At 70.6% G+C, this 11748-nt stretch carries 10 protein-coding genes; 6 read left to right on the top strand and 4 right to left on the bottom strand.

The window, feature by feature from the left end; translation table 11 throughout:
- Window positions 1-239 precede the first annotated feature (239 nt).
- Entirely contained in the window at window positions 240-509 is a 270-nt protein-coding gene (locus ACWGIG_RS30620; RefSeq protein ID WP_453324934.1) for a hypothetical protein, read from the top strand.
- Between the two features lie 1421 nt (window positions 510-1930).
- The gene (locus ACWGIG_RS30625) at window positions 1931-2497 is read left to right on the top strand and encodes a hypothetical protein (protein WP_453324935.1); all 567 of its coding nucleotides are present in this window, start codon (window positions 1931-1933) and stop codon (window positions 2495-2497) included.
- Window positions 2498-2561: 64 nt separating this feature from the next.
- Here the strand turns inward: ACWGIG_RS30625 and ACWGIG_RS30630 are convergent, their stop codons facing one another.
- A complete protein-coding gene (locus ACWGIG_RS30630) occupies window positions 2562-4067 on the bottom strand; it encodes an amino acid permease (RefSeq protein ID WP_453324936.1) in 1506 nt (501 codons plus the stop codon).
- A 255-nt stretch (window positions 4068-4322) separates the two neighbouring features.
- On the opposite strand from ACWGIG_RS30630, the gene ACWGIG_RS30635 reads away from it, so the two are divergent.
- Complete coding sequence (locus ACWGIG_RS30635; RefSeq protein WP_453324937.1) at window positions 4323-4811, top strand: ribose-5-phosphate isomerase; 489 nt, start codon at window positions 4323-4325, stop codon at window positions 4809-4811.
- 337 nt (window positions 4812-5148) lie between these two features.
- Window positions 5149-6009, top strand: coding sequence for an Fpg/Nei family DNA glycosylase (locus ACWGIG_RS30640; RefSeq protein WP_453324938.1), 861 nt, complete (start codon window positions 5149-5151; stop codon window positions 6007-6009).
- A gap of 16 nt (window positions 6010-6025) precedes the next feature.
- Here the strand turns inward: ACWGIG_RS30640 and ACWGIG_RS30645 are convergent, their stop codons facing one another.
- The gene (locus ACWGIG_RS30645; protein WP_453324939.1) at window positions 6026-7270 is read right to left on the bottom strand and encodes a GNAT family N-acetyltransferase; all 1245 of its coding nucleotides are present in this window, start codon (window positions 7268-7270) and stop codon (window positions 6026-6028) included.
- A 118-nt stretch (window positions 7271-7388) separates the two neighbouring features.
- Between ACWGIG_RS30645 and ACWGIG_RS30650 the strand changes: the two genes are divergently transcribed.
- The gene (locus ACWGIG_RS30650; RefSeq protein WP_453324940.1) at window positions 7389-8519 is read left to right on the top strand and encodes a PP2C family protein-serine/threonine phosphatase; all 1131 of its coding nucleotides are present in this window, start codon (window positions 7389-7391) and stop codon (window positions 8517-8519) included.
- Window positions 8520-8623: 104 nt separating this feature from the next.
- Here ACWGIG_RS30650 and ACWGIG_RS30655 read toward each other — a convergent pair whose 3' ends face one another.
- Window positions 8624-9817, bottom strand: coding sequence for a cation:proton antiporter (locus ACWGIG_RS30655; RefSeq protein ID WP_453324941.1), 1194 nt, complete (start codon window positions 9815-9817; stop codon window positions 8624-8626).
- A 258-nt stretch (window positions 9818-10075) separates the two neighbouring features.
- A complete protein-coding gene (locus tag ACWGIG_RS30660) occupies window positions 10076-11188 on the bottom strand; it encodes an acyltransferase family protein (RefSeq protein ID WP_453324942.1) in 1113 nt (370 codons plus the stop codon).
- Window positions 11189-11481: 293 nt separating this feature from the next.
- Here ACWGIG_RS30660 and ACWGIG_RS30665 point away from each other — a divergent pair, with 293 nt between their 5' ends.
- Window positions 11482-11676 (top strand): hypothetical protein, encoded by a 195-nt coding sequence (locus ACWGIG_RS30665; protein ID WP_362410914.1) that lies wholly within the window; start codon window positions 11482-11484, stop codon window positions 11674-11676.
- The last annotated feature ends 72 nt before the right edge of the window (window positions 11677-11748 follow it).

Genomic DNA, 11748 nt, shown 5'->3' on the forward strand with positions numbered 1-11748 from the left:
CAACAGGCCGACGCCACGAGGAAACACGGGCACGGGTACGACGGAGCCGACGCAAGGAACCCCTACCGGCACAGAACCCCCAGCCCCTGCCCCACCCACGAACAAACCCGACCCCACACCCGGATCAGTCCCCCCGCCCGGCCCCGCCCCCGGATCGGGCCCTCCACTCGGCCCCACACCCGGAGCCGGGCCTGAACCCGGTGTCGGAGCCGAACCCGGACGGGGGGTCGGACGGGGACTTGCGACCGGGCCTGAGCCCGGAGCAGGGCCGGAGCCTGACCTCGGAGTCGGGCCTGAACCCGGATCCGGGCCTGCCCCCGCAGCCGGACTTGGCCTTGTACCGGGATCTGCCCCTGACCCTGGAGCCGGGCCCGGGCCTGTACCCGGAGCCGGCCCTGTACCCGGGGTCGAGCCCGGAGCCGGACTCGAACCCGGACCCGGACCCGGACCCGAACCCGGACTGGGAGCCGGAGCGGGACCTGCGACCGGACCCGGACCTGAACCCGTAGGCGGGCCCGGGGCTGGACTGGGACCTGCAACAGGATCCGGCCCAGTACCCGGACCTGGAGTCGGAGTCGGACCCGATCCCGGAGCTGGAACCGAACCCGAACCGGGGCCCGAACTGGGAGTCGGAGCGGGACTTGCGACCGGACCCGGACCCGGACCCGGAGGCGGGCCTGCGACCGGACCTGGTCCTGGACCCGGAGGCGGGCCTGCAACCGGATCCGGTCCTGGACACGAGCCTGAGCCTGGAGTCGGAGTCGGACCTGCGACCGGACCTGCATCCGAAATTGGGCCCGAGCCGGGACCCGCAACCGGATCGGGCGCTGCACCCGGACCTGCACCTGCACCCGAAACCGAACCTGGAGTGGGTCCCGAGCCCGGGCCCGCAACCGGATCGGGTCCTGTACCCGGACCCGGAGTTGGACCTGCACCTGCACCTGCACCTGCACCCGAATCCGAACCCGGAGGGGGCCCCGGTCCTGGGCCCGCAACTGGATCGGGACTTGTACCCGGTCCCGCGACCGGTCCTGGAGTCGGGCCCGGGCCTGCATCGGGCCCTGTACCCGGGCCCGGAGTCGCACCTGCACCTGCACCCGAATCCGAATCCGAACCCGAACCCGGAGTGGGGCCAGGGCCAGGACCGGGACGTGCCACCGGTCCTGGAACCGGATCCGGCCCCGGACCTTGGGGCGGACCGGGACCTGCAAGCGAATCCGGGCCCGAGCCCGAGGCCGGACCGGGCTCCGGAACCGCAATCGGACCCGAGCCCGCAACCCCCGAGGATGTCGTTCCGCGGGCCTATCGGCCCACCTTCGTTTCCCCTCCCGCCACGCAGCCGGGCGAGGAGAATCCCGAGCCTTCTCCCGATGCCTCGGCCGTGGCTCCCGGGCTGCTGTCCGGGGCCGCCCCGGCGACAGCTCCTGAGTCCGCTCCCGAACCGGAACCGGAACCGGAGCAGGAACCGGAATCGGAGTCCGTACCGGCACCGGAGCCCGTACCGACACTTGAATCCGCGCCCACGCCCGCGCCTTCGCCCGACGTCCCGGCCCCGGCGCCCGGGGCGACGCCCGTCCCCGCCCCGGCTGCGACTCCCCGGCCCGCTCAGGGACCCGGCCCCGATCCCGCCCCGGCCCCCGCACCCGAATCCGCGCCCGGTTCCGCGCGTGTGCCCGATGGGTCGGCCGTGGGTCCCGGGCTGCCGCCCGTGCCCGGCTCGGCATCGGTTCCCGAGTCCGCCGCCGAACCGGAACCCGCGTTCCTGCAGCCCACGACAGACGTCCCCCTCCACCCCTGGGCAGCTTCGGGGCTCCCAGCAAGGGCACCGGCACCGGCTCCGGAGGAGCCCACCGGGCCGGCCCCCGGGCAGCCCTCTCACCGCAGGCGCAGCCGCACCCGTGCCCTCGCCGCCGCCGGAGCCGCAGTCCTGGTGGCCGGTGCCGCGGTGACCGTCGTCCTGCTGGGACGCGACGACGACCCCGGCCCGAACAACAACAGCAGTGGCAACAGCAGCAGCGGCAGGCCGTCCGTCGCACCCACCGTCGCCGGGACCGCCAGGCCGCCCACCTCCGGGATCCGACCCGGGAGCCGGAACGAGATCGGGTTCTCCTGGGCGCCGCCCACCGGCTGGACGCGCAGCGCGCGCAGCCCGTCGAACATCCACTACCACTCGCCCGACGGCACACAGGAAATCGCCGCCGCGTACACGCTCGTACGGGGCGGCGATCTGCTCACACAGTGGGAGGACTTCGAGAAGGAGTCCCACGACGTGCAGGACTACCAGAAGATCCGGTTGGAGCGGACGACGTTCCAGGGGCGGCCCGCCGTCGTCTGGGAGTACACCTTCACCCAGGAGGGCAAGCCCCGGCAGGGCCGCCAGACCGGCTTCAACGCGGGCGGGAAGTCGTACCAGATCAACGTCTGGTTCGAGAAGCCCGCCCGCGCCGAGGCCTTCCGCAATTACGACCGGGTGACGGAATCCTTCGTACCGCTCTGATCCACGGGGGCCACCGAGTCCACGGGGGCCACCGAGTCCACCGGGGCCATCGGGTTCACCGGGTTCACCGAACCGGATCCACCGAATCCACCGGGTCCACCGAGGCGGCCGGGGAAGTCGCCGCGACCCGCGGGGGAAGCGTGCCGTTCCTCTTCTGCACGACCTCGCGGATCAGCGCGAAGGACACCACCAGCGCCGCGACCAGCAGCGAGAGGAGTACCTGGGTGCGCCCGGCGTCATCGGTCAGCATGTAGACCAGGACGAACGAGATCATCGCGATCGTCGCCCAGGTCAGGTACGGGAAGAGCCACATCCGCACGACCAGCTTGGACGGGTCCTCGCGCAGGATGATGCCGCGCATCCGCAGCTGCGTGAAGCAGATGACCAGCCAGACGAAGAGCGCGACCGCGCCCGAGGAGTTCAGCAGGAACTGGAAGACCGTGTCGGGCCACATGTAGTTGAAGAAGACGGCGACGAAGCCGAAGACGACCGACGACAGGATCGCGATCTGCGGCACGCCCCGCTTGCTCACCTTGGTGAAGGAGGCAGGCGCGTCCTTGCGCTGGCCGAGCGAGAAGGCCATCCGGGAGGCGGTGTAGAGGCCCGAGTTCAGGCAGGACAGGACGGCCGTCAGAACGATCACGTTCATGATCTGGCCGGCGTGCGGGATGCCGATCGAGTTCAGCGCCGCGACGTACGAACCGCCGTTGGCGACGATCGACTTGTCGTTCCACGGCAGCAGCGTCACCACGACGAAGATCGAGCCGAGGTAGAAGATGCCGATGCGCCAGATGACGCTGTTGGTGGCCTTGGTGACGGCACGCTGCGGGTCCTCCGACTCACCGGCGGCGAGCGTGACGATCTCGGAGCCCATGAAGGAGAAGACGACCATCAGGATGCCGGTCAGTACCGCCCCGTACCCGTTGGGGAAGAATCCCCCTGTGTCGGAGAGATGGGCGAATCCCGCCCCCGGGTTGTCCGAGCCGGGCAGGACGCCGAAGACCGCCAGCAGGCCGATGATCACGAACACGCCGATCGCGACGACCTTGATCCCCGCGAACCAGAACTCGAACTCGCCGTACGACGAGACCGAAGCGAGGTTGGTGGCCGTCAGCACGAGCATGACGATCAGGGCCCAGCCCCACTGCGGTATCGCCGGTATCCAGCCCTCCAGGATCTTCGCGCCCGCGGTCGCCTCGACGGCGAGTACCACGACCCAGAAGAACCAGTAGAGCCAGCCGATCGAGAAGCCGGCCCAGCGGCCGAGCGCCTGGTCGGCGTAGGCGGAGAAGGAACCCGACGACGGCCGTGCGGCAGCCATCTCGCCGAGCATCCGCATCACGAAGACCACCATCGCGCCGACCAGGGCGTACGACAGCAGGATCGCGGGCCCGGCGGCGGCGATGCCCGCACCGGAGCCGACGAACAGGCCCGCGCCGATGACGCCGCCGATCGCGATCATGGAGAGATGGCGGTTCTTGAGACCGGCCTGGAGACCGCCGTTGTCGACGGGGCCGACGGCCGCGGAGCTTCTGTCCGGCTTCTCCGTCTGGGTCGGGTGCGCACTCATGCACAAACCTCATTCGTTACTTCGGGCACGTCGTCGGGCCGCAGGGTCATGACGCTCGGTGCAGGTGGACCGGTCTGCCGGCCGCCCTGTGAGCCCCCGCATTCAAGCTGAGCCCGGGACGATCCGGAAGACCTGATTCCGGATCGTTGTACGGACAAAAGCCCTGGATGTACGTCTGCACGTCCCGAATCGCGAGGGACCAAGGTCCTTACCCCGATGCGCCCTACCCCGTGCGGCGCATGCCACACTCGTCACATGCGCGTGTACCTCGGTTCCGACCATGCCGGATACGAACTCAAGAACCACCTCGTCGAGTGGCTCAAGGCCCACGGCCACGAGCCCGTCGACTGTGGTCCCCACATCTACGACGCCCAGGACGACTACCCGCCGTTCTGCCTCCGGGCCGCCGAGAAGACGGCCGCGGACCCGGACTCGCTCGGCATCGTGATCGGCGGCTCCGGCAACGGGGAGCAGATCGCCGCGAACAAGGTCAAGGGCGTACGGGCCGCCCTCGCCTGGAGCGAGCAGACCGCGGCCCTGGGCCGCGAGCACAACAACGCGAACGTCATCTCCATCGGCGGCCGGATGCACACCGAGGCGGAGGCCGTGAAGTTCGTCGAGATCTTCCTCTCGACCCCCTACTCGAACGAGGCGCGGCACACGCGGCGCATCGACATGCTCTCCGAGTACGAGACCACCGGCGTGCTCCCGGAAATCCCGGCACACCACCCGCAGCAGGACTGACCCCACCGACCACCGGCCCGGGGGACATGCCTCCCTGGGCCGGTGGTCGCCGTGCGGGTGCGCCATGGCTGGCCGCCGGGTCGGTGGTCGCCTGCGGGTGCGTCGTGGCTGATCGCGCAGTTCCCCGCGCCCCTAAATGCCTGCCCCCGAGCCCCCTGGCCCTCTGGCCTCCGCGCCCCTTGGCGGCTACCGCCGCCTCCTTGGGCAGCGGGGCCGCCCCCCGGGGGCGGGACGGGTGGGCAAGGGGGCGGCCCCCGCGCGGAGCGCACCCCTCACGACCGCACGCCCTCGCGATCGCCCCGCCCCAAGACTCCCCCCCCCCCCCCCGGAGGCCCCCGTGCCCGAAGGCCACACCATCCACCGCCTCGCGCACGAGTACTCCACCCGCTTCACCACCGGCGAACCACTCCAAGTCACCAGCCCCCAGGGCAAGTTCGCCGACTCCGCCGCGCTCCTCGACACCCACCCGCTCACCACCACCGAAGCTCACGGCAAGCACCTCTTCCTCGGCTTCGGCCCCCTCGGCTGGGTCCACATCCACCTGGGCCTCTTCGGCAAGGTCTCGTTCGAGAACACGGCGGCCGGGGCGGCACCGGCCAGGACCGCCCCCAAGGCGGACACCGTCCGCCTCCGCCTCGCCACCCCCACCGCCTACGCCGACCTCCGCGGCCCCACCACCTGCACCCTCGTCACCGACGCCGAGAAGCGGGCCGTGCAGGACCGCCTCGGCCCCGACCCGCTCAGGGCCGACGCCGACCCCGACCGCGCCCGGCGCCGTATCGCCGCGTCCCGCACCACGATCGCCGCGCTCCTCATGGACCAGAAGGTCGTCGCCGGCGTCGGCAACGTCTACCGCGCCGAAGTCCTCTTCCGGCACGGCATCGACCCGTACACCCCGGGACGGGACGTCACCGAGGCCCAGTGGGCGGCGATCTGGCAGGACCTCGTCGAGCTGATGCGCGAGGGCGTCCGGCTCAACCGGATCGACACCGTCCGTCCCGAGCACACCCCCGAGGCCATGGGCCGCCCGCCCCGCCGGGACGACCACGGCGGCGAGGTGTACGTCTACCGCCGCGCGACCATGCCCTGCCACCTCTGCGACAGCGAGATCCGCACCGCCGACCTCGCCGCCCGCAACCTCTTCTGGTGCCCCACCTGCCAGCAGGGAACAGGAAGCCGGCAGGCGTCGGACCGCTAGAACCCGTCAGAACCCGTCAGAACCCGTGCGCCAGCCAAGGCGCCACGTCCGACCCGAACGCCATCGAAGCCTCCGCCACCGCCCCCTCGCGCAGCTCCCGCACCCGCCCGGCCGCCGCAAGCCCGGCTAGCGGCACACCGCCCAGATAGACCGCGCCCAACTCCCGTACGGACAGGGCGATATCGGCCGGGTCCGCGGTCCGTGCGCACACCGCGCCCTTCGCGTCGCCGGTCAGCCGCCAGCGCCCCTCGTTCCACGGGCAGAACGCGTCCTGCACCTCGAACACCACGTCCACCGGCGACCGGTAGGTACGCGCCTCCAGCGCCGCACCCACGTCCACCAGCCGCACGTGCAGCGAGTCCCGCAGCGTCACCGCGCTGCGCCGGATGTCGGTCACCAGGTGCAGCCACGCGTCGTCGGACGGCCGGTTGCGCGCCAGCAGGCTCGACGTCAGGTCGATCTCGCAGAGGAAGCGCCAGAGGGCCGCGTACGCCTGCGGGGCCCGCGGACCGACCGCCTCCAGGTCCTCCAGGACCACGGTCCCGTCGGCCCCCGCCGCGCTCCACTGGGGCTTCACCCGGAACCGCGCGAAGCCCAGCACCCTGCCGTCGGCGTCCGACGCGAGCACGCACTGCAGCGCGGTGGCCCCGTCGCGGTTCTTCTCCGGGTCCAGCAGGGGCACCCGCTCCCAGCCCGGCTGCCGTGCGAGCATCCCCGGCCGCGTCTCCACGGCTCGCGCGTAGATCTCCTCGCACGTCTTCCGTACGGCCTCGTCGGTCACCGGCGCGTACCGCAGTCGTACGTCGTCCGTACCCTCCGGTACCGCGATCCGCACCCGCGAGGTGTCGATCCGGCCCCGCATCTCGAACGTTCCGACCCCGTACCCGAACCGGCCGTAGATCACCGGCTCCGACGCCGTCAGGACCGCGACCGCCTCGCCGCGCGCCCGCACGTCGTCCAGTTGTTGGCGCATCATCGCCGTGAGGATGCCGCGCCGCCGGTGCGTGGCGGCCACGCTCACCATGGTCACGCCCGCGACGGGCAGCGATGCCCCGCCGGGCACCGTCATCCGGAAGCTGAAGGCGCCCGCCGTGCCCACGCACGAGTCGCCCTCCCAGACACCCACCGAACGGTCGAACTCGGTCAGGTCGCGCCACAGCATGCGCTCCCCGACAAACTCCTCCTCGCCGAAGGCCCGCTCCAGCGTCGCGTACCAGGTGTCCCACTCGGCCGGAGTCAGCACTCGCAGTTCCGCAGTCATATGCCATGCCTATCAGCGGCCCGGCATGACAAGCCACTCATTTCGAACGCAATGTCATGGGGGTCCCCCTGCGAAGCAGCCGCGCGGGTGGATAAGGTCCACGGCAATGGGCGGCGCCGTGAGAGTCGATTCGTACACCGCCCGGTGGCGGAAGTCCGTGCACCGGGTGCGCAACGGGCTGCGCCGCTCCGGGGTCGACTACTTCCGCGGCGACGGCTCCGACTGGATCGCGCTCGCCGCCCTCCTGCTCACCGTCCCGGCCATCGCCTTCGGCACGGTCGTGACACCCGTGTGGATCGCCCCCTCGATGCTGGTGCTGCCGATCGTCGCGGGCGGACTGCTGCTCCGCCCGGTCAGCCTGCTGGGGCTGTACGCAGCCGCGGCGACGGCACTGATCATCGAGTCGGTCGTCCTCGGCCCGTACACCCAGGGCCCGGCCAGGGTCACCCCCGGCACCGTCCTCACCGTCGCCGCCTGCGGCTTCTTCGGGCTGGTCATCGCCCAGTTCAGGGCCCGGGTCGGAGTGCCGTGGAGACGCGGCGGCACCATGCTCTTCGACCTGCGCGAACGCATCCGGGTGCAGAGCGCGCTGCCACCGCTCCCCAAGGGCTGGCACCGCGAGATGGCGCTGCGCCCGGCGGGCGGCCAGTCCTTCTCCGGCGACTTCGTCGTGGCCGCCCGTACGAACGGCGGACGCACCCTCGAAGTCGTCCTCACCGACGTCTCCGGCAAGGGCATGGACGCGGGCTCCCGCGCACTCCTGCTGTCCGGCGCGTTCGGCGGCCTGCTCGGCTCGCTGCCGCCGCACGACTTCCTCCCGGCCGCCAACGGCTACCTCCTCCGCCAGGACTGGGACGAGGGCTTCGCCACCTCCATCCACCTGGTCCTGGACCTGGAGACCGGCGAGTACGAACTCCTCTCCGCCGGCCACCTCCCCGCCCTCCAGCTGCACGCGGGCAGCGGCCGGTGGGAGGAGAAGTCCGGCGAGGGCCCCCTCCTCGGTGTCTACGACGGTGCCGAATTCGACCCCGGCAAGGGCGTACTGGCCCCCGGCGACGTCCTGATGCTCTTCACGGACGGCCTGGTGGAGGCACCGGGGCGGGACATCAGCGAAGGCGTCGACCGGCTCACGGGAGAGGCCGACCGCTACGTCGCGGCGGGCTTCGAGGGCGCCGCCTGGCACCTCATCGAAGCCGTCGCCAAGGACGTCAACGACGACCGCGCCCTGTTGCTGCTCTGCCGCAACTGAACAGGCCTTCCGCCGTCTTCCGCCGTCTTCCGCAACGACAGCGCCCGCCGCCACCTCATAGAGGCGACGGCGGGCGCGACAAGCGAAAGCAGCAGGCCGGACGGTCAGTGTGCGGCCGACGGTTCCTTCTCCAGCGATACGCGTTCCGGCGGCAGGTCCTTGTCCCGGCCGGGCAGGATCCGCGCCAGCCGGTGCGACTGCCCGGCGGCCAGCGGCCCCAGCACGGCCAGCAGCAGCACGTACCCGGCGATGAACGGCGAAAGACGCTCGTCCAGCCCGGCGCCCGCCGCCATCGTCGCCAGGATCAGCGCGAACTCGCCGCGGGCGAGCAGCGTGGTGGAGATGTTCGCGGCACTCTGCGCCCCGAACCCGTTGATCTTCGCGGCACTCACCCCCGCGACCACGTTCATCACCAGCGTCACCGCGACGGCGGCCAGTACCGGCCACAGCACCACGGGCAGGTCGCCGGGGTCGATGGACAGTCCGAACGCGAAGAAGAAGATCGCACCGAACGCGTCCCGCAGCGGATGGACCAGCTTCATGATGCGCGGCCCCGAGGAGGTGCTGCCGAGCATCAGACCGACCATGAACGCACCGATCGCGTCCGCCACCCCGAACCACTCGGAGACGCCCGCCACGAAGACGGCGGCGCCGAGGAAGGAGATGACGAGCAGCTCGTTGTCCTCGGTGCCGATGAGCCTGCCGATGACCTTCGTGCCGAACCGGGCCACCAGGGCGAGCAGCAGCAGGAACCCGAATGCCTTCCCCGCGTCGACGGACGCGGCGGCGAGGCTGTCCGCACCGGACAGGATCGGCTGGAGCGCGGCCAGGTACAGGGCGAGAAAGATGTCCTCGACGACGATGATGCCGAGGATCGGCTTGGTCTCGCCGTTCCCGATCCGCCCCAGGTCGACCAGCACCTTGGTGACGATCGCGGACGACGAGATGCCGAGCACACCGGCCAGCACCAGCGCCTCGGAGGTGCCCCAGCCGAGGGCGAAGCCGAAACCGAGCCCCGCGCCGACGTTCAGCGCGAGGTACGCGCCGCCGGCGAGCGCCATCTTGCGCCCGCCCTCTTTGAGGTCGTCCAGATGGAATTCGAGACCGAGGTAGAAGAGCAGCAGGACCAGGCCGAGCGCGGAGAGCATCTCCAGGTCGTGCGGGTCCTTGAGGAGTACGAAACCGGGAGTGTGCGGGCCGAGCAGGATCCCGGCCAGGATGAACAGCGGGATGGTCGGCAGGCCGATCCGGCCGCCGAGACGGGCGAGTACGGCGGCGGCGAGAAAGGCGCCGCCCATGGCGATGAGGGTGTCTGCGTGTCCGATGGGGCCGCTCCTCGTGTGTGGTGGGGCACTGCGCAGCAGGAAAACAAGTCAAGACGGCGTCAAGAAACCGTCAGTAATTAGTTTACCGAACGTTTTACGTCGCAAGTGGCCCGGCCGTCCGGCGACCGCGTACGCAGAAGGGGCCGGGGTGCGTCCGCGCACCCCGGCCCCTTCTGTCCGCCCACCTGCCGACGCGTACCCGTCGACGACCACCGGGCCACGAACGCCCGGCTACGAACCCTTCCGGAACGCCCACGACAGATCCGGCTCCGCCACCACCCGCAGCGCCCGTCGCACCGGCGGCGTGCACAACACCGTCACCAGGGCCACCGCGGCCAGCGTGACCACGATCCGCCCCAGCGGCGTGTCCAGATGGAACCGCTCCACCCACCCCGCGTAGCCCGCGTACTTGATCACGAAACCGTGCAGCAGGTACCCGCAGATCGTGCCGGCGCCCAGCGCCGTGAACCACATCCGCCGCCTGGGCACCCAGGCCAGGAAGCACGCGGTCAGCACCAGCGCCGCACCGAACATCGCGTACGTCATCAGCACCCCCAGCCACCACGGCTGGTCCATCTCCTGCGCACTGTGGTTGCGGTACACCCAGTCCAGCTGCGTACGCGGCACCGCCCAGTACAGGAACACCGCCGACGCCGCGAACACCCCGATCGCCGCCCACCGCACCGACCACCGCTGCACCAGCCGGAAGTGCTCGGGCCGCAGCCGCAGCCCCAGCACGAAGAACGGCAGGAACTGCAGCACCCGCTGCACCGACAACTGCTCGCTCACACCCGGCGTCACCGCCGCGGCCGTCGCGATCAGCAGCGAGATCTGCACCGGCCACCGGATCGCCATGAACAGCGGCGTCAGCAGCCGCCACACGAACAGCGCGACCAGGAACCACATCAGGAAGTACGGCGACAGCAGCCGAGCCGTCACCGGCCCGTCCTCCATGACGGCAAAGAACAGCGCGTACACCGTCTGGAAGACCACGTACGGCACGACCACGCTCGAAACGAGCCGCATCAGCTTGTGCGGACGCATGTCGAAGGTCCGCGAGAAATAGCCGGAGATCAGGATGAAGGCCGGCATGTGGAAGACGTACACGAGCATGTAGAGCGCTTCGGTCGCCCGGCTCCCGGAGAGCACCAGTGGCCACGAGTGCCCCACCGCGACCAGAACGATCGCCAAATACTTCGCATTGTCGAAGTAGGCGTCCCGTCTTCCCTTGCCCGGTGCGGGCGCGGGAGCCTTCGCCGATGAACGGGCGGGCCGCAGCGCCGGTACCGGTTCCTTCAGCGGAGGCAGCGGGGCCCTCTGTTGCGTCTGAGGAGACTGGAGCATTTGAGGCACCCTAGTGGCGCCCGCGACGATCCGTCACGCATCACTGCGCCGCCGCCACGCGCGGCCGGGACGACCGTGCGGCGATTCCGCGACGACCCGGCCGCGGCCCGGCAGCGTACGAGCAGGTGCAGTACAGCCAAGATCACGTCGCGATCCGGCCATCGCGCGTCATGAACAGTGCATCACCCGGCAGTCAGTGGTGGGGTGTTGGTGGCACGATGGCCTAGCGGGGGAAGCACTGGGCCGTGTGTCCCCGGGCCGGCAAGGCGGACCGACCAAGGGTGTGATCAGTTGTGGCCATTTCACTGTCAGTGGTGCTGCTGTTGGCAGTCGTCCTCGTGGTGTTGATACGAGGCGGCTCGCTCAAAGCGGGACCCGCTGTCGTCGCGGTGCTTTTCGGGTTCTTCCTTGCCTCCACCGGCATGGCGGACGACATACAACGATTCCTCAACTCCCTTGCCAGCACCCTGAACAACATCAAGTTCTGAGGTTCGGTACCCGAGCGGGGCCAGGAGCCGGAGTGCGCGGAGAAACAGTGCGCGGAAAAACAAATAAAAGAC

Source organism: Streptomyces sp. NPDC054863, from assembly GCF_053610825.1.

Coding starts and splice junctions, on each gene's coding strand:
- ACWGIG_RS30630 (WP_453324936.1), bottom strand. CDS start 4,067: ATGAGTGCGCACCCGACCCAGACGGAGAAGCCGGACAGAAGCTCCGCG.
- ACWGIG_RS30635 (WP_453324937.1), top strand. CDS start 4,323: ATGCGCGTGTACCTCGGTTCCGACCATGCCGGATACGAACTCAAGAAC.
- ACWGIG_RS30645 (WP_453324939.1), bottom strand. CDS start 7,270: ATGACTGCGGAACTGCGAGTGCTGACTCCGGCCGAGTGGGACACCTGG.
- ACWGIG_RS30655 (WP_453324941.1), bottom strand. CDS start 9,817: ATGGGCGGCGCCTTTCTCGCCGCCGCCGTACTCGCCCGTCTCGGCGGC.
- ACWGIG_RS30660 (WP_453324942.1), bottom strand. CDS start 11,188: ATGCTCCAGTCTCCTCAGACGCAACAGAGGGCCCCGCTGCCTCCGCTG.